Source organism: Pseudoalteromonas sp. ASV78, from assembly GCF_047806705.1.
GTDB classification, from domain to species: domain Bacteria; phylum Pseudomonadota; class Gammaproteobacteria; order Enterobacterales; family Alteromonadaceae; genus Pseudoalteromonas; species Pseudoalteromonas prydzensis_A.
Genome location: NZ_JBLOPA010000002.1, coordinates 785256 through 803627, shown reverse-complemented (window position 1 = coordinate 803627; position 18372 = coordinate 785256). Strand labels below are relative to the sequence as shown.

Sequence of the window (18372 nt, the reverse complement as noted above, 5' to 3'; positions counted from 1 at the left end):
AACGTCAACTAATTGAGTAATGCAAAGCGCGGCCACTGGCTGCGCTTTTTTTGTATAAAAATAGTTACATTTTACAGCTGAGTTTGGTTTACTTAAGTATCAGTAAGTTAGAATATAATAATTAAAAAGGATTTATATGAGAAAGCTGACTAAATCATCTCCTAGGAAATTTGTGGTAATGATGTCGTTAATGACAATAAGTGTTTATGCACAAGCTGATAAAGCGAGCGATGTGCAAAGCTTACCAAGCAGCATTGCGCAGTGGCAAACAACAGCTAAGCAAGATATTGAAGCTGCGTATCAGCAATCAGTTGCTAATCACCCGGGTATTTATGACAGCCACAACCCAGGCTTCCCTAAGCTACTTGAGAGTGCAAAGCGCCAAAGTTTAGCGCTTGCACAGCAGGTCAATAATGCGCAAGGCTATGCTGCAGCCATCGCGCGTTTTAATACCGCTTTACAAGATGGTCATGCGGGTGTTGTCGCTGTACTACCCGATGAATTAAGGCTGCCACGCCACTGGCCTGGATTTTCGGTTGTTTGGCGAGGTGATGGCTTAAAAGTGTATTACTCTGAGCATAGTCAAATTGCCAAGGGCGATAAAGTAATACGCTGTAATAACACGCCAATTGAGCCATTAATGCGTAAAACCATTTTTACTTTTCATGGTCAAGTTGAGCAGCCTGGCCATTGGTGGGAGCAAGGATGGCGCTTACTCGTTGATGATGGTAACCCCTTTTTACCCAAACTTAAAACATGTGATTTTGTCAAAGCTAATGGCTCCACTTACAGCGTGCAATTGCAGTGGACTGAGCGGCCCGAAAGTGTAAAACAGCATTTAGTTAATGCGTATAATGGCGATAAGTTGGCGATCGGACTACATTGGCCAACGGAAGGTATTGCGTGGATAGCCATGCCAACATTTTCGCCCAATGAGCAACAAAAAGCAGATTACCAGCAACTGTTTGTTGATTTATCAAAACAACGTGCGCAGTTATTAACGGCGAAAGCGGTAATACTTGATCTTCGTCATAATCAGGGGGGCTCAACTTTTTGGAGCCTAAAAGTTGCAGAGCAATTATGGGGGCAACAACTTGTTACCTATCGTAAAGAGCAAGCGAGCGAAAAAACGCAAGTCTGGTGGCGCGCATCAAAAGACAATACTGAATATGTAGAGTCATTAAAGGTAATATTAAAAGACCAGCCGGAAATGTACGAAATGGTCAAGAAAGTATCTGCAGGTATGCAGCTATCGTTAGATGAAGGTGCGCCGTTTTATGTAGAGAAAAATCAGCCTTCAGAACAAAGTGCTGGTGAAGTAACTGGCAGCGATTTTCAAAACAAAGCCATGGTGATTGTTCCAGGACAGTGTGGCAGTGCCTGCCTTGATGCTGTTGACACCTTTAAGCTGTTTGCAAATACAGTATTATTTGGCGCGCCGAGTAGTTCTGATTCAACTTACATGGAAGTAAGATTAGTCGATACACCTTCAGGCTTGAGTAAGGTGATCATTCCTAATAAAGTGTACGTAAACAGACCCCGTGATAAGGGCTATTTTTACCAGCCTGATATTCCATATAATGGACTTGAGTGGACAACTGAGGCTTTACTGGCGCGCATCCAGAGTATTATAAAGTAACTCAAATCAGCTTGTTTAATGGCGATGTTAAATAAGCTGCTATCATTACAGTGTGACTCAACTATTCAATTGATGGAGTACACAAATTGATGAATCAATTAACTGAAAAACCATAGTCTGCCCTTATTGTGGAGCATATAGCAGTACTACTTGATCCTGCTGACCTAGACCAACAATATATAGAAGATTGCCAAGTATGCTGTAACCGATTAATTTTTTTGGTGTTTGTTGGCTGGCTGAATGATAAATATGGCGTATCTTGGCAGCTTAATTTTTCGAATTAATAAGATAGAAAGAGCAATACATAATCAAGCGCTACACTACGTAGCTTTTGCTTGTAAGGTGTTCACGTTAGTTTAGGGAGTCTCAATAACTATGGCATTCAACGAATTAGAAAAAGCGGCTTTACTAGAAGTGAAAGGCGTTGGAGCAACCGTCGTTAAGCGGTTTGAGGAAATAGGTATAAATTGTTTTGCTGAATTGGCAAATTATGAAGCAAAAGAAATAGTTGAAATGGTCGCTTCGATGCTTAGAACTTCGTGCTGGAAAAATAGTCCTCAAGCGTTGTTGGCAGTGGAACTTGCTATAAAAAGGGCCAAGCATGGCCTGTAATAATTGATACCTACATAACACATGTGAGTCTTAACTATGCGTTAGGTAGTCATTGGTTATTACTACTTTATTGTTGTCTAGTTGATTTCATATCTTTTTGGTTAATCAGGGTGCCAGAGCCGAAACATTTTAAAAAGCCACTAAAACCACCCTCAAAAAGCCACATAAAGCACCAAACCACGCTTATCCCCAGCATAGTAGAAAGCCACTAAACGATTGAATCAATATAGAAACTCGACTATGGTTGATAGAACAATAAAAATAAATTAAAAACGAGCAATTCTATAAGCTCGGTATACGGAGAAATTGATATTGATGGAAATTGAAGCTTATTTGGTTAATTCTTTTATAGCTAATGGCAGTGGGGGAAACCCTGCCGGTGTTGTATTGCAGGCAGATAATTTGTCTAACCAAGAAAAACTAGCAATAGCGCAAGCTGTTGGTTATTCGGAAACTGCGTTTGTGTCTCAAGATGACGAAGTCGACTTTGCGTTGTCTTTTTTTACCATAACAGGTGAAGTTGATTTCTGTGGTCACGCAACATTAGCGGCATTTTCAATAATGCATCAAAAGGGGATGGTAACCGCGGGGCAGTATGTTCAAAGGACTAAAGCCGGTAAACTTGCTGTCACTATAAAGTCTAACGGCCATATAGTGATGGAGCAGAAGTTACCCGAGTACCTTGGCGGTTTTAACCACCAAGTAATAGCTGAGTTAATTGGCATTGATGCGACAATTTTAGAGTCAACTCAGTTACCGGTTGAGGTTATTTCAACAGGCTTGGTTGATATTATTGTGCCAGTGCCACATGGGTATCTGGATAGAGTCCAAGTGAATGAAGATTTACTCAGTGATTTTTGCAAAAAACATGATGTTGTTGGTCTCCATGCGTTTGAATTGTGCAAGAAAGACAGTGAGCTGACAGCGAGTTGTCGAAATTTCGCTCCTTTATTTGGTATTCCTGAAGAATCAGCTACAGGGAGTGCTAATGGAGCATTAGCATGTTATTTAACCAAGCGCCTTAATGATGAACATACTCATTGTTTCACTTTTGAACAAGGCAGGGCCATGGGCTGTGTTTCAATTATTACGGCGTCAGTGGAGTTGAAAGAACAGAACATCAGCAAGGTCATGGTGGGTGGTTTTGCTCATCAGTTTGGGCAGCAGAAAGTTTCCTTGTCATCAGCAACTTAAACAGACTCGCAAAAGTCCTAGCATGGAGTGTTTTTAGGCATTGCTATGATTCTGACTTTATCACGAGACGAGCTTCGAAAAATATTACATGCGTGGCTGGCGCGCAACTTACTGGCAACTTTGTTCATGAGAGGGGGCAGTGGATACATAGGACTGTAAGCTGTTTTCGAATACCGTGTTATGTGGTGCGCCGAGTAGCTCAGATCCAACCTACATGGATGTAAGATTAGTCGATACACCTTCAGGGTTGAGTAAGGTGATCATGCCTAATAAAGTGTACGTAAACAGACCCCGTGATAAGGGCTATTTTTACCAGCCTGATATTCCATTTAATGGACTGAGTGGACAACCGAGGTATTACTTAAGCACGTTAAAAGCACGCTAGAGTAACTCAAATCAGCTTGTTTAATGGCGATGTTAAATAAGCTGCTATCATTACAATGTGACTCAACTACTTAACTGATGGAGTACGCAAACGGATGAATCAATTAACTGAAAAATTAATATCATGCCCGTATTGCGGCGAAACAATCGAAGTGCTGCTTGATCCTGCCGACGTTCAACAAAGCTATATAGAAGATTGCCAAGTATGTTGTAAGCCTATTAACTTCTTGGTGTTTACAGATGTTGATGAGGAACTTGCAGTCACTGTTTACAGTGAAGACGACGCTTTTTGATATTAATTGGCAGCCACTACAACAAAGCGTATCGATACTTTTTCTCTTTGGTGAATAACACACTGTAGTAGTTTATTTGCATTGTTCATTTTTTGCGAATATCATTTGTATACGTTTTATATATGGTTTGTATAATGGGTATTGTAAAAATTAGTGATGAGTTGCATGAAGAGATCAGAAAAGCGAGCTCTGCTATGGTGCGCTCGATTAATTCACAATCGGAATATTGGATAAAAATAGGGATGTTGGCGGAGCTTAACCCCACCATGACTTACAGTGACATTATTAAGCAACAGTTAAAGCTGGCCGATGTGAATACTCAGGAGAATAAAGTATGAGCGATGTGGTGATTAAAAATGCTGAGCAAATTGCCTTAATGCGTGAGTCGGGCAGGTTACTGGCTGCTGTATTTGCCTACCTTGATCCTTTGGTAACAGAAGGGGTCAGTACCATGCAAATTAATGATTGGGTTGAACATTACATTGTTAATGAGCTTCAAGCACGCCCTTCAAGTAAAGGCCAGTACGATTACCCGTATGTTTTAAATGCCTCTATAAACGAGGTGGTGTGTCATGGTTTTCCAAATGAAAAGCACGTTTTAAAAGCAGGCGATATTGTTAATATCGATATCACTCTTGAAAAAAATGGCTACCTTGCAGATTCCAGTAAAATGTACATGATTGGCGAGGTATCACCACTTGCTAAGCGCTTAGTCGATACAACCCAAGCCGCGTTGTGGCACGCTATTAATAGGGTGAAGCCGGGTGTTCGGTTAGGTGATTTAGGCAATGCGATTGCAAATTTTGCCCACCAAAATGGCTACAGTGTAGTAAAAGAATATTGTGGCCATGGTATTGGTGAGCAAATGCATGAAGGGCCTCAAGTACTTCATTATGGTAAGAAAAACACCGGCCTAGTACTCAAAGAAGGCATGACCTTTACCATTGAACCTATGATCAACCAAGGTGCTGCTAAAGTAAAAACCAAGCCTGATGGCTGGACTGTGGTTACTCGCGATAAAAAGCTCTCGGCGCAGTGGGAACATACCCTTGCTGTTACTGCCGATGGTGTTGAAGTATTGACACTCAGAGATGAAGAGCAAGGATTTTTAGAGTCGTAGAGTCAATGTTAGTTGGTACTTTTTAAGAGTACAGAATTCGGTTTATGTTGTGTTTATAAAAAAGCCGCTCATTAAAAAGCGGCTTTTAGTAGGGGTAAATCAAATGGTTGGTTAAAATAGTGTATTAGTTGCCCATAGAATACCTAAATCCTATTGCGTACCTAGGTCCGTATTGAGCAGCGCTCAAGAATTGACTTTCAAAGCGACTAAAAGAGCGCTCAGTTTCGTTAGTTAAGTTAATGCCTTCAAAGAACACTGTAGTGTTTTCTGTAACATCATAGTTAATGCTAATGTCCCATTGTAGGTAGTCTTGTGCGTATTGTGGTGGAGCTGATGCACCAGAGTCTGGCAAGCCTTGTGCGATTAAATACTGATCACGCCAAGCGCCAGTTATCTTCACAGATAAACCATCTTTTTCATAAAAGCCTTGGATGTTTGCCGAGTCACTTAGACCAGATAGAACTGCTTGAGAAGCAAGGTAATAGTTGTCGTACTCAACATCACCATCAACCATTGTTGCGTTAAAACCGGCACCAAAACCTGACTCGCCGAATAAGTGTTGAATCGCAACCTCTATCCCGTTGACTTTACGTGAACCAACGTTTTCAGGTGAATTGATGGTCCACTCAATTAGTGGATCAGTTGCAGGGTCGGGCAAAATACGATTGTTTTCACCAATACCAACGCCATTTGCAACAAGTTCATTATAAATTGCTGTGTCAGTTGCTTGATCTCCACGACCTTCAATGGCAGCTACTGCATTGTTCCAACGTTCACCTAAATAGACATCATGTAACCCTTTGAAAGAGGTTTTAACTTGGGTGTTATCAATCCAGTTATCAACATCTTTCCAAAACAGGCCTACAGCAGCGTAACTACCTTCGTTGTAGTAATACTCAAGACTTAAATCAAAATTAGTTGATTTAAAAGGCTGCAAATTAGGGTTACCACGGCTACCACTTCTTGAGTTCAACTTAGGTGACGGGGTTAAGCTGAGGTTGCCTAACATATCACCAAGAGTCGGTCTGGTAATAGTTTGCCCCCATGAGACTCTTGAAACTAAGTCATCGGTTAAGTCAACTTTAATATCAATCATAGGTAGCAGTAAGTCATATTGACCTTGGTAATCAACTTCTACGAGCTCACCACCACTGGCAAATTCAGTTAACCACTCTGAGCCACCTGCCCAATATACTTGTTCAGCCACACGGCTTTTTGCTGGGCTGACAATATCAGTTTCTTCGTAGCGTAGACCTAGGTTAACAAATACGTCGTAGTCGCTAACATTAAATACCCAATTACTCGATAAGTATAAGCTGATTGTTTCTTCTTCAACCTTATTTAGTGGAAAGTCATCAAAGCTACCAATTTGATATACGTCACTGCCAATAACATCTTCAGTTAAATAAGCACTTTGGCGGGCGAATGCTTCATCAAGATCGTAGCTGTATGCATAACCTGGAGCTACACCATTAGGGCCAAATGAAAACTCGTCTAAAAAGTTGCTTAAATCAACTCTTTCAAACATTGCATCTGGGAATATTTCAGCAAATACGCCGTTGTTAAAGCCCGGTGCATTGGCATTATTCGAGCCACCCCAGCCACTAAGGGTTTGTTTAGTGTATGCAGCACCGAACTTAATTGTTTCAAGGCCAAAATCAGTCTCTGTAAATAATTTACCATCTAACTGCACTTGTGAGACTTCTGACTCGCCAGGTGTTCGGGTAAAAATACTAAAGTTAGAACCAATTTGATTTGGGCTTACTTCTTGAGTGCCATTATTCCAATTAATGTTATAACCAGGAATATCTCCTTCTTTGAAAAAGTATTCTTTAGAGCGCAGCTCTGCTGAGCCTAAAATGATTCGAGCATTCGCATTTAACCCTTTGTCTTTACCATTGTCGGTTGTGGTTTTTGAGGTGTGGGCGTCAAGCTTAAAACTGAGATCTTCTGTTGCTAACCATTCAACATTAATACCTGTGGCTTTTGAGTCGACTTCGGATGTTTCACGAAAAGCTGTGAATGAAGCATCATCACCTGCAGAATTGTAATAAACCGCCGTGCCATTTTCATCTAACTCATAAGCATTGCCGTTACCGCCAAATGAGCCATTCCAAATACCCCACGATAAGGAGTTATTGCCAGTGATTGCATTGGAAACTGTATGGTCGAGTGTGAAGGTTAAATTATCTGTCGGGGCAAACTGAATGGTTGCCTGCGCATTAAAGCGCTCACGTTGAATATCGTCTTTTGCAAAGCTCACCTCTTGAGGAAAGAAAGCAGCGGATACAAATTCACCATTATCACCAGCATTTGGATCAAAATATTGTTTCGCTGGGTTGCCATCTGCATCCATTGGACGGTTATCAATAATATTTTCAGCATCAACAGATAAACTAGGATTGACTAGCCAAGATCGAACATTTGCAGCTTGGCGTTGAAAATCGCGGCGATGGTAGGAAAAGTTGGCAGATACACCAAACCGGTCATCGGCAAAAGTGTTACTGTAAATACCGGCAATTTCTGGAGTAATATTATCACCTTCTTCTACTGAAGAGTCGTGAATACCTTTAGCCATAAAAGAATATCTTTCACCTGGCTTTTGCAATGGCTTTGCCGTAACAATATTGACAGTGGCACCAAGTCCTCCTGTTGGGGTTTCTGCCCGAGCAGTCTTTATAACTTCGAGTGAACTGACACCTTCTGATGATAAATTTTCAAAATTAAATGAGCGGGTAAAACCAGTCCCAGCCATTTGGCGGCCGTTAAGCGTTACTAAGTTAAATGACGGGCCAAAGCCACGTACAGTAATTTGGCTACCTTCACCGTTGGCGCGACTAACAGTTACACCAGTAATACGTTGCAGAGATTCGGCTAAGTTAGTATCGGGGAATTTGCCCATTTCTTCGGCTGAAATCGCGTCAACTACACCTGAGGCGTCACGTTTTACATCCATTGAACGAATAAGTGAGCCGCGAATACCTTTTATTTCAATAACTTCGATGTCAGGTTCGGCAGTGTTTTCTTCAGCGGCATAAGCTAAATTGACTGTACTAGCTGCAATAACAAATGAAACTGCGGCTGCAAGTTGACTTTTTTTAAAATTAATTGTGTTCATAATAGTCTGCTTATATACAAATTTGTTATCTAGGTTGGTAAGTTGTGCTTACCAACCCGTTTAATAGACGCTATTAGTTTTGCGTGATCATCGCGTTATCAATACGATACACCGCGCCATTGCCGGTGCCCCATGCAGGGAATATCATCACAACGTTAATGGCACTAATATCGAGGCCAGCGTCGTACAGATCTTGTAAATTAAAAGTAAAGGTTTGCCATTGACCGACCAAAACTTGCTGGCCTTCGTTACTTGCCGTTAAAGGAAGCTCGACAAAGTTATCATCCAGAGTTGATTCTATTTTAAACAACCACTGCGAGTCAGCATCAGCAGGCGCTGAAACCACTTTCATATCAAATTGCACAACACCAGCGGCTAATAAGTGTGATGCATCGAACGACACGTCATCATCTGCTAAAAAGCCCATCACAGTTGGTTCGCTGCCAATCATAAATTGCGCAACAGTTCCATGCTCTGCGTCATCAGTCTCTTCGGTTGGTGTAGAGCCACCACAGCAATCCCAAATACTCCATTGCTCAGGTGCAGTATCTTTAAATAACACTAAGTCACTACCGGTTGGCATGGCTTCTGGGTCGTATATTTTTGCGTTATCAACACGATAAATAGCCCCTTCGCCGCTGCCCCAAGCAGGGAAAATCATCACTACATCAATGGCGCTAACATCAAGGCCGGCAGCTGCTAAATCGACTAATTTGAAGGTATAAGTTTGCCATTCGCCTGCGCTTGGAACTGCGCCCTCAACACTGTCTGACAAGTTTACTTCAGCAAAGCTTTCTGTACCTGGTGATTCAAGTTTTAGTAACCATGGAGCATCCGCTGTATTTGGCATTGATGTTACTTTCATGTCAAATTGCACAACGCCTTTTTCTAAAATTGCGCTGGCATCAAATGGGGTTGCACTGCCACCAAATTCACTGCGATTAGTAAAGCCCATCACTGTTGGTTCTGCACCGATGCTAAATTCAGCTGTTAAACCGTGCTCAGCGTCATCCATTACTTCAACTGGTGTTGAACCACCACAACAGTCCCACATTGGCCAATCTAGGTTTTGTCCGTCAGTGAAAAGGTCGACTTCTGGCGATGCGCCTACATCGCCTTCAATCGCAACATTAGCGATTAAGTATTCTGCACCTTCACCTGCGCCCCATGCTGGGAACATCATAAGTACATCGATAGCACTTAAATCGAGGCCTCTTTCTTGCAGTGAAGCAAGTGTAAAGGTATACGTTTGCCATTGACCAGTAACAGGCTCCACACCTTCTACACTTTCACTAAGGGGTACATCACCGGTGCTAGGGCCGCCTTCACCAGTTTCGGCTTTGAATAGCCAAGGTGTACCTGCTGCAGGAGGAGTTACTACTTTCATGTCAAATGTTAAGCGACCATTTAATTCAAGTAATGGTGACGCATCAAATGGCGCCGATGTTCCTGTAAAGCCATCAGGGAAATGACCACCGCGAGTTGAAAAGCCCAAAACAGTGCCGTTGTTGTCATTAATATTAAACTTAACAACCTCGCCTTTATCATCATCAGCAATAATTTCAGGTACTGTGCCGCCACAGCAATCCCAAGCAAGCCAATTAGCATTTAGGCTGCCATCAAATATATCAAGGTTTTTTGCAACGCCATCGCTGGGTGGTGTAGGAACGGGTGCTGCACCTTCAACTAACGCATCATCTAAGCTATCGTAGCCCGGGCGCACTGTTTCACAGCCTTTACCAGTTTCTGGGTTTGATGCACATTCGTAAACACGAATGTAATCAATAGAGTAAGTTTGACCGTCGGCAAAGGCACCAGCATCGACGCCTAAGTTATTAACATTTTCTGGCCAATCACCACCTACGGCTAAGTTTAGGATCATAAAGAATTCTTGATCGAATGGCGCACTGTCCCAATGAGTAACGAGCTCTCCAGAGCCTTGCTCATAGTATTCAGCAAACCAACCACGGTGTTTTAAGCCAACTGCTTCGTCTTTTGAATTATAACGAACTTCAGATTGACGTTGTGTTGCAAATAAATAGTCGTCTATATACCAACGAATTTCACCTTCTTGCCATTCAATTGCATAGGTGTGGTAATCATCGGCAGGATTCATGTCTTGTGGAAATTCATAAGCTTTACCAGAGCTGGCATTATTAGGCCATTCGCGACCATAATGTAAGGTGCCGTGGACATGTGATTCAAGGCTGCCGTCTTCGTTTGCTACTTTAAGGTTCACCGCCTCAAGAATATCAATTTCCCCAGAGCGCGGCCAACCACCATAAACAGAATCTGTTGGCATCATCCAAAATGCAGGCCAGCTACCTTGGCCTGATGGTAATTTGGCACGCATTTCAAAGCGACCATATTTAAAATCAGCTTTGTACTGGGTTGTGAGTCTTGCTGAGGTGAAGGGTTTTTCTGCACCTTCAGCCGCTGGCAGGGCAACAATGTTGAGCATGCCATCGTTAATAAAGGCGTTGTCTGGGCTGTTGGTATAACATTGTTTTTCGTTATTGCCGCCGCCATCGCAGTTGATTTCGTAGTTCCATTTAGCAGCGTCAATTTCGCCACTGTCGAATTCATCGCTCCATACCATCTGCCAGTCAGAAACAGGCTTTGTTGGATCGACCTTAGTTAAATTAGTTTCGGTTTCTGCGCCACCGCCACATCCCGCAAGCGTTGCTATAGAAATAGCTGCGAAGAGTCGGCTTAGTGTGATTGTTGTCATGTCCATTAGTTGAACCCCAGTTCGACAAAAAATTGGAAGAACATCGTTGATAATTATAATTGTGTATTTCAACGAATCCTGTAAGCGCTTACATTATGGAATAAAAAAACACAGTCAAAATGTAAGCGCTTACAAAAGCGTATGCCAATGTTTATATTTGGTCAACAAAATTAAGCTGTTTTTTTAACTTATATTTAACGCTTAGTGTGTTTTCGGTCTTTTAGTATTGGTTATTTATATTTATTTAGTTGTTTATTACTGAATAAACAACTGAACTTGCTCAGTTAACCATTATATAAATACGCGTATGCGCTTAGAAAGCAGAAGCTGGAGTTGATGAAGCGGCAGCACAGGGAGCAAAAGCGGTTGCTATACGATTAGATTTAAGTGTTATTTTGGGTTTTGAGGCGTTTTAGCCCAGCATTGCTGCTGGGCTTGTATTCTTATAGATCTTTATTTAGAAACTGTAACTCATTGATACCCAAAAACTACGGGCTTTTTGCGTGGTATTATAATCTGAGGTACATTCATATTCTTCTGCTGATGTTGCTAACAAGCAAGTGCGGCTTGATAAGTCGTCATCCAATAGATTATTAATACGTGCATTCAGTGCTAGGCTATCATTAATTTTATAACTCGCAGCGAGATGATATAAATCATAGGCTTTGTAATATAGCTTTTGTGTTTCAGGGCCTTGTGGACCAGATACATTAGCAGTTCCGCGGTAACGATCACTACGAATTTCTGAAATAAGTGAAATACTCAAATCATCTAATGGCTGCCATGCAAGCGTTAAGTTATACATGTTTTTAGGTGTATTAACCAAAGGAAGCCCTTCATCACGGCCACTTTTCACTTCACTGTCGGTATAAGTAAAGTTACCACGCAGTGCTAGGTTGTCGATAATTTGCCAATTAGCAGCGACTTCAACGCCGCGAGTTGCTGATTTATCAACGTTAGCGGCTTGCGTAAAGGTGGTGCTACCGATGCCAGCCCAACCTGCGCCAATTTCAACACAAGGTTCATCAGCGATGGCCACTTCACAGTTTGGCAAGTTATCTTGGTTAATGATTTTGTCTTTAAAATCATTGTAAAACACCGTGATATTACCGCTAAAGTTATCATTACCGTTAAAGTAAGCGGCCATTTCGTAGTTTACACTGGTCTCAGGTTGTAGATCCGGTGTGCCAACAAAAGGTTTAGTACCTTGGCCACCAAAGCCGGTGATGCCTGGGAATAATTGGTTTGGCTCTGGTGTTTTATAACCAGTACTGATACCACCTTTAAAGGTCCATTGATCTGCAGGAGAGTAAGCTAAATAAGCACGCGGGCTGACTTGTGAGCCAAAAATATTATGATGATCATAACGGGCGCCGAAAGTAGCGGTTAGATCTGTGGTTATTTCCCAGTTATCTTCTGCAAAAATAGCGGTTTGGCGGTGATTTTGAGTCGTACCTTTGCGGAAACCATCACCGTACATACCAAATACACCATCTTCCATTTCGGCATCAAAATACTGTGCGCCAACTACAAAATAGTGGTTATCTATATTTGATTCAAACTTAGTATCAATAATTAAGTTATCAAGTTTTAGTGTACGCATTGGACGAGGTAAAAAAGTCTCATCAAGTTGAGCGTAAATTGCATCCGTTAATTCAGGCTTGTCAGTGCCTTGATCTTGTACCGCTTGATCCCAAATGGCTTGCACACCTAAGCGCTCTTGTACATTAAGCGGTAATGAGCGACCAAAGTTTTCACTGCTGCTTTGGGTAATGCTGCTGGTAAGCGTGCCAACATCATAGCGACCAACATGGGCGAGGACAAATTGCTCACGTTCAACACGCTGATAAGGTGTATAACCAACGCGCGGTTGTACAATGCCTTTACTAACACGCCATAAGCTGACTGGGCTATCTAGCGTACCCGTTTGACCTTCGGTGTTATCGTAGCGTTGTTTAGCTATATCGTACTCAAAGGTAATTTCGTTTTGCTTATTGAGCAGATAGTTTATTGTGGCGCCTGCATTCCAGTTACGCGCTGCAACGATTTTTTTATCACCAAAGCTGCCATCATCAACCCACACGCTGCCATCTGGTAGCGGTAAGTTTTCGCTGTATGTAGGCTCACTTTCTTGGCGGTCGTAAAAACTACCACGGATCCCATAGGTTAACCCTTCGATACCACTTGGGCCGGTTAAATATAGGTCGATTTTGTTATCGTTACCGTATTGGTCGTCGGTTTGAATATTGCTACTTACAGTCACGCTACCATGGGTGCTATCAAGGTTTTTACGGGTGATGATATTAATGACCCCACCGATGGCATCGGCACCGTATAACGTAGACATTGGCCCACGTACAACTTCAATGCGCTCAATTGCTTCCAGTGGTGGCATGTACATAAATTGGCTATTGCCAAAATTATTTGGTCCGATATTGCCTACATCACTTTGACGACGGCCATCAATCAACACGAGCGTATAGCTAGCCGGTAAACCACGCATAGTAATGCTGATATTACCATTTTTATCTTGTCCTGCGCCGACATCAATACCTTCGATATCACGAAGTGCATCAGCAAGGCTGGTAAACGGCTTATTTTGGAGATCTTCGCGAGAAACAACCGAGACACTCGCGGGTGCATCAATTAATTTTTGCTCGTAACCAGACGCCGTGACAACCATAACTTCCATATTTTCAGCGGTGTCATCATCAGCGATAAGCGTTGTTGATGTTAATAATGCACTGATCAGTGAGGCCAAATAAAGCGGACGGGATTTCATTGTACTTCCTTCATGAAAAGAATAAAGATTGTTAATCTAACTAGTAACCAAGGTCGGCATGATAACAATTATCAGTTGCATGTTCAATTGTGTATGCAAATATATTTACATTTTGTGAATAATATTCATATTAAAATAAACAAGGGTGAAATTACTTCAGTACTTAGTACGGGTGGTTAGGATAAAATAGAAAAGCCCAGCAAGAGGGATGCTGGGCAAATAAGTTAACGCTTTTTGCTCAGTAGCGGACTGGCTGCGCCAAGGGTAAAAATTGCAAATAATATGTACCAAAGCGTGTAGTCATGTTCGCTATCTTTACTTTTTTGCTCTACCTGTGCTAATTTTTGACCGCTTACTTGCTGTTGCCCCGCAGCATTAACAGAGGCTTGCGTACTGCCAGGGAGCAGCGGCGCTAAACCAAAGCCTGGCGCTTGGTTTTTAACAAACTCAGTGAATTTTTCATTATCGGTCACCACATCATGCTGGTTGGCTATGTCAGTGTAGGTTTCAAGCATTTTCTTTAATGTCTGTGCATCCGCTGGCCAATAACCTTTGCGTACCGCTTCAACCATACGTTCGATGATTTGCGCGAGTGCTTCTGGATTGTGTTGTTCAAAGAATTCACGCATTTGCATTTCATACTTATCATCAACATAGACTTCAAAAAACGCTTGCCATTGGTCATCTCTAATTGCTTCTGGTGTCATAACTTCCCAGCCCCACATATTATTCATGCGATCAAATATGGCTGTGGCTCCGGCATAACCAGACTCTTGCATGGCTTTGATCCAACGAGGGTGGAAATAACGGCTACGCATTTCAGCATTGACAAATTCACTGAGGGTTTGTGCTTTGACATTATCTTTACGGCGTAAGTTAGAGACGTACATCTCTGGCGTGTTACCATCTAAATGACGTACGGCAAGGCCGATACCGCCAAAATATTGGAATGGATCATCATTGGTCATCAGTGCATATAAGTTAGTTGAGCGTGAGAATATAACGCCATCAGTACCAGAGAGCACTTGGCTATATAAATTGCTATCGCTAACATTTTCGCTCCAGCGTTGTTCATCTTTGCCAAACGCAAAACCCATCCGATCAAGATACAAATTAGCGAGTTTACTCTCTTCATCCCAGCTATCTGACGCTAAACTTGCACCAGCAAGACCGGTTCCGTAGTTACCAGTTTCGTTGGAAAATAACCGGATTGACGATAGATAATCAGCATCTGCTGCGCTTTTTCCTTGCGCTAAAAGTTGCTCTTTTAGGCTATTGGTATGGCGATAAACAAAGTTATTGTCTTCTTTCATTTTGGCAATTTTATCAATCGCTTCAGCGAGCCATAACATGACATTTGGAAATGCATCGCGGTACAAACCGGTGGCAGATATCACCACATCAATGCGTGGCCGGCCAAGCTCTGAATAGGGAATAACCTCAGTATCAATCACATTACCTTGATGATCCCATTTTGGTTTTAACCCCATGGCATGAAGTATTTGTGCTTCCAGTGCCCCTTGATGACGCATGGTTTCTAATGACCATAATGAGAAGGCTAGCTTTTGTGGAAAGCGCCCATGTTTACTGTGATAGTCATTAATGGTTTGCTCCATTAACGTTACACCGGCTTGGTAAGCTTCTTTAGACGGCACTTTGGCTGGGTTAAAACCAATTAAATTACGACCTGTAGGCACAGCTTCAGGACTGCGGATTGGATCGCCACCATAACTGACCGGAATATATTCGCCGTTAAGCGCATTTACTAAACCACTTAGCTCAGCAATATCATGAAAGTTATCCCAATATTTTTTAGCTTCATTAAGTTGTAAGTTCAGTTTTGCTGGTAATGCTGCTAATACAGGGTCGTTACTATTACTGTTTTGAGCAATAAATCGTTTAACGAGTTGATAGCCTTCAAGTGCTTCAAGATTAACCACATTGCGCTGATCTTTTTGTTGTTCAACAGACAGTGTAAGGTGATGTTGTTGTTCAAACTGCGCAGCGGCTTGGGTAAATTCATCTCCGAGCATTTGCAAAATAGTGCTGTATAAGTGTTGCTCTTTGGGTAATTCACCAAAAATATGAATGCCTAATGGCTGGCTCATTTGGGCAAGCGTATTAAGGTGATCTTGAATATGGGTGACTGCATTATCAAAATCAGCACTGAGTGCATCGGGTGTTAGCGCCAAGTCAGTTAAAATATTGAGCTCACTGGCAAGTTCAGTAATTTGACGCTGTGTATTTTGCTTTGTTTGGCCTTGTTCAAGCATCATGAAGTTAGTGATCAATTCATTTAATTCAGCGACTTGGGTATATAAACCTGCTTTAGCAAAACCGGGGGTTAGATGGCTTATCATTGTTGCGCGACCACGGCGTTTGGCTTGCATTGCTTCACCCACGTTATCAATAATATACGGATAAAACACAGGAATATTACCGATAGCTAAAGTTGCTGCGTCGTATACGGATAAACCTCGCTCTTTACCGGTTAACCATTCTTGCGAGCCATGAGTGCCTAAGTGGATCACGGCATCGGTGCCAAAAGTTTCACGCGCATATAAATAAATAGCTAAGTAGCTGTGGTTAATTGGCGTTTTAGTGCTGTGGTATAACGAGGAGTGTTCTTGCTCATTTTGCCCACGTACACCCTGCGGTAATACAATTAAGTTACCTAATTTCATACGTGGGATCACAAAGGCTAGTTGGCCATTATGTTCAGTAACCATTGGGTTATCGCGCGGCTCACCAAAGCGTTCAATAATTGGCTGAGTAACGGATGTAGGTAAGGCATTAAACCATGTTAAGTAAGTCTCAAGAGGCAGCCAATCGGCTAAACCTTGCTCAATAAGTGCGCTGGTATCTTCATTACGATAATAGGGACGCAATAATTGACCGGCATTGGCAATAATTTGCTGCGGGCTTAGGCTGTCAATTTGATAGCCTTGGGCTTTTAGTGCTGTGGCAATATTGGTGATTGATGAGGGCACATCTAAAAACGCAGCGCCAATGTTTTTCTCTCCTGGCGGGTAGTTCCAGATGAAAGTGGCCACTTTTTTATCTTCGGCTTTGATATGGCTTAAGTTTGCATGATTATAGGCACGTTCAATTAAGGCATCAAGTTGGGCCTTCATCACCACTTTTTTACCCTCTTGATTGGCCGCGATAATAGTAGGGTCGGTACTGCCGGTATCTTCAGGCATCACTAAAAAGAATGGAGTGAGGGAGGGAGATATACCAGCATGGTCTTGCTCAAAAGCATGTTCATCACCTGCGGTGTAATTGAGAGCATGGATCACGGGCACACCAATCTGAGCAAATTCAGCTCGGCGTTTTTCAACATAATGCAATGAACGATAATTGATTAGTAAGTCAACCCGCGCGCCCTTGTCATCAGTGAGTAAATCAGGGTATGCGAGGCTTTCATCATTGCCCTCAAAAAAGAATGCGATGGCTTTTGCTCCTTTTCTTTCGAGGCCACGTATTAATGCATCTACAACCTGTTGTTGTTCATAATCAATCACTGAACGGTGTACGCCAATCGCTATCACCGGTTGATTGAGGGCAGGTTTAAGCCACGAAAAGAAAGCTTCCTCATCGGCGCTAACGAGCGTATCAAAATCGGGATGATATAGACCTACATTTGGCACGATTATAGGGGCTTTTGCTGTGGTGTTTGATAATTTAAATACTTGGTTACTTAAAAAAAGCATTAAATTGCGATAGTTTTCGCGCCCTGCATTATTATAGTAAAGGCCTATTTGTTGATGTTGCTTAGCTGTTAGCCCTTGGTTCATAGCGCTGCTCTCTAGATCGCCTAATGACACGACAGGCACGTTTGAAAACTGACTTAAATAAGGCTGATATTTTGCAAACATGAATTTAGATAAAGCAGGGTTGATACCATCAAGTAGGATTAGATCCGCATTTTGCCAATCTTGCATTATTTGTTGCTCAGATTTACTTTTGGCGCTGTAGTTGGTGAATGTAAAAGGTTGATCGGCGCTCAATGAGGTTAATAAATCCCCCTTGGCTTTTGATACATGGCTCGACATCATCATTAGCACTTGGGGTTTATCTTCAGCGGCTATACTTGGCGTAACTATGCTTAGATAACATAAGCATAAAATGATAAAACGCATCATGGGATTTTTTTCTCGCTGTTATTGTTGGTGTTTTGATCTTGCGATCCGGCTTCTGGCACATACACAAAACTGCCATCGGCCATTTTATAAGCGACCCCAGCACGCATTCCTGCACCTGAACCAATATCACCCGTTGATTGATATTGTTTTATTTCTTTTCCTTCTTTTACAATTACTTGCATATTTGGTTTGCCTGCATTTTTTACCACAGTGACATTTTCTGCAGTAAATGGGCTGAGAGGGTTTTGTGCGATGGCGATCAGTAATGCTGCAATGATCACTAAAAATACATCCACTAGATTAACCGCACTTACAATTGGGTTTAACTCTTCATCTTCATCTAAAAAGCGCATC

Annotated in this window: 11 protein-coding genes and 1 pseudogene; 7 read left to right on the top strand and 5 right to left on the bottom strand. The window is 42.1% G+C overall.

Translation table 11 applies throughout. The annotated features are described in order from the left end of the window. The first annotated feature begins 136 nt into the window (after window positions 1-136). The 7 genes and pseudogenes from ACMVDV_RS21430 to map all read left to right on the top strand — a co-directional run bounded on the left by ACMVDV_RS21430 (window position 137) and on the right by map (window position 5242). Window positions 137-1639, top strand: a complete 1503-nt coding sequence (locus ACMVDV_RS21430) for a S41 family peptidase (protein ID WP_416159594.1) — start codon at window positions 137-139, stop codon at window positions 1637-1639. Window positions 1640-1728: 89 nt separating this feature from the next. Continuing rightward, window positions 1729-1923 (top strand): annotated as a pseudogene (locus ACMVDV_RS21425) (CPXCG motif-containing cysteine-rich protein). 91 nt (window positions 1924-2014) lie between these two features. Further along, window positions 2015-2251, top strand: coding sequence for a helix-hairpin-helix domain-containing protein (locus ACMVDV_RS21420; RefSeq protein ID WP_416159593.1), 237 nt, complete (start codon window positions 2015-2017; stop codon window positions 2249-2251). A gap of 315 nt (window positions 2252-2566) precedes the next feature. Further along, window positions 2567-3445, top strand: coding sequence for a PhzF family phenazine biosynthesis protein (locus ACMVDV_RS21415; protein ID WP_416159592.1), 879 nt, complete (start codon window positions 2567-2569; stop codon window positions 3443-3445). Window positions 3446-3924: 479 nt separating this feature from the next. Further along, window positions 3925-4122, top strand: coding sequence for a CPXCG motif-containing cysteine-rich protein (locus ACMVDV_RS21410; RefSeq protein ID WP_416159591.1), 198 nt, complete (start codon window positions 3925-3927; stop codon window positions 4120-4122). 134 nt (window positions 4123-4256) lie between these two features. Beyond that, window positions 4257-4460 (top strand): ParD-like family protein, encoded by a 204-nt coding sequence (locus ACMVDV_RS21405; RefSeq protein WP_416159590.1) that lies wholly within the window; start codon window positions 4257-4259, stop codon window positions 4458-4460. Beyond that, on the top strand, window positions 4457-5242 hold the full coding sequence (gene map, locus ACMVDV_RS21400) for a type I methionyl aminopeptidase (protein WP_416159589.1): 786 nt from the start codon (window positions 4457-4459) through the stop codon (window positions 5240-5242). Before ACMVDV_RS21405 ends, map begins: the two co-directional genes overlap by 4 nt. A gap of 124 nt (window positions 5243-5366) precedes the next feature. Here map and ACMVDV_RS21395 read toward each other — a convergent pair whose 3' ends face one another. From ACMVDV_RS21395 to ACMVDV_RS21375, 5 genes are all read right to left on the bottom strand, one after another. Further along, on the bottom strand, window positions 5367-8360 hold the full coding sequence (locus ACMVDV_RS21395) for a TonB-dependent receptor (RefSeq protein WP_416159588.1): 2994 nt from the start codon (window positions 8358-8360) through the stop codon (window positions 5367-5369). Window positions 8361-8433: 73 nt separating this feature from the next. Further along, a complete protein-coding gene (locus ACMVDV_RS21390; RefSeq protein ID WP_416159587.1) occupies window positions 8434-11097 on the bottom strand; it encodes a family 16 glycosylhydrolase in 2664 nt (887 codons plus the stop codon). Between the two features lie 451 nt (window positions 11098-11548). Continuing rightward, window positions 11549-13873 (bottom strand): TonB-dependent receptor domain-containing protein, encoded by a 2325-nt coding sequence (locus tag ACMVDV_RS21385; protein ID WP_416159586.1) that lies wholly within the window; start codon window positions 13871-13873, stop codon window positions 11549-11551. Window positions 13874-14097: 224 nt separating this feature from the next. Beyond that, window positions 14098-18018, bottom strand: coding sequence for a cobaltochelatase subunit CobN (cobN, locus tag ACMVDV_RS21380; RefSeq protein ID WP_416159585.1), 3921 nt, complete (start codon window positions 18016-18018; stop codon window positions 14098-14100). Beyond that, complete coding sequence (locus ACMVDV_RS21375) at window positions 18015-18371, bottom strand: DUF2149 domain-containing protein (protein ID WP_416159584.1); 357 nt, start codon at window positions 18369-18371, stop codon at window positions 18015-18017. Before ACMVDV_RS21375 ends, cobN begins: the two co-directional genes overlap by 4 nt. Window position 18372: the final 1 nt, after the last annotated feature.

Coding starts and splice junctions, on each gene's coding strand:
- ACMVDV_RS21420 (WP_416159593.1), top strand. CDS start 2,015: ATGGCATTCAACGAATTAGAAAAAGCGGCTTTACTAGAAGTGAAAGGC.
- ACMVDV_RS21430 (WP_416159594.1), top strand. CDS start 137: ATGAGAAAGCTGACTAAATCATCTCCTAGGAAATTTGTGGTAATGATG.
- ACMVDV_RS21375 (WP_416159584.1), bottom strand. CDS start 18,371: ATGCGCTTTTTAGATGAAGATGAAGAGTTAAACCCAATTGTAAGTGCG.
- ACMVDV_RS21410 (WP_416159591.1), top strand. CDS start 3,925: ATGAATCAATTAACTGAAAAATTAATATCATGCCCGTATTGCGGCGAA.
- ACMVDV_RS21405 (WP_416159590.1), top strand. CDS start 4,257: ATGGGTATTGTAAAAATTAGTGATGAGTTGCATGAAGAGATCAGAAAA.
- ACMVDV_RS21385 (WP_416159586.1), bottom strand. CDS start 13,873: ATGAAATCCCGTCCGCTTTATTTGGCCTCACTGATCAGTGCATTATTA.
- ACMVDV_RS21390 (WP_416159587.1), bottom strand. CDS start 11,097: ATGGACATGACAACAATCACACTAAGCCGACTCTTCGCAGCTATTTCT.
- map (WP_416159589.1), top strand. CDS start 4,457: ATGAGCGATGTGGTGATTAAAAATGCTGAGCAAATTGCCTTAATGCGT.
- ACMVDV_RS21395 (WP_416159588.1), bottom strand. CDS start 8,360: ATGAACACAATTAATTTTAAAAAAAGTCAACTTGCAGCCGCAGTTTCA.
- ACMVDV_RS21415 (WP_416159592.1), top strand. CDS start 2,567: ATGGAAATTGAAGCTTATTTGGTTAATTCTTTTATAGCTAATGGCAGT.
- cobN (WP_416159585.1), bottom strand. CDS start 18,018: ATGATGCGTTTTATCATTTTATGCTTATGTTATCTAAGCATAGTTACG.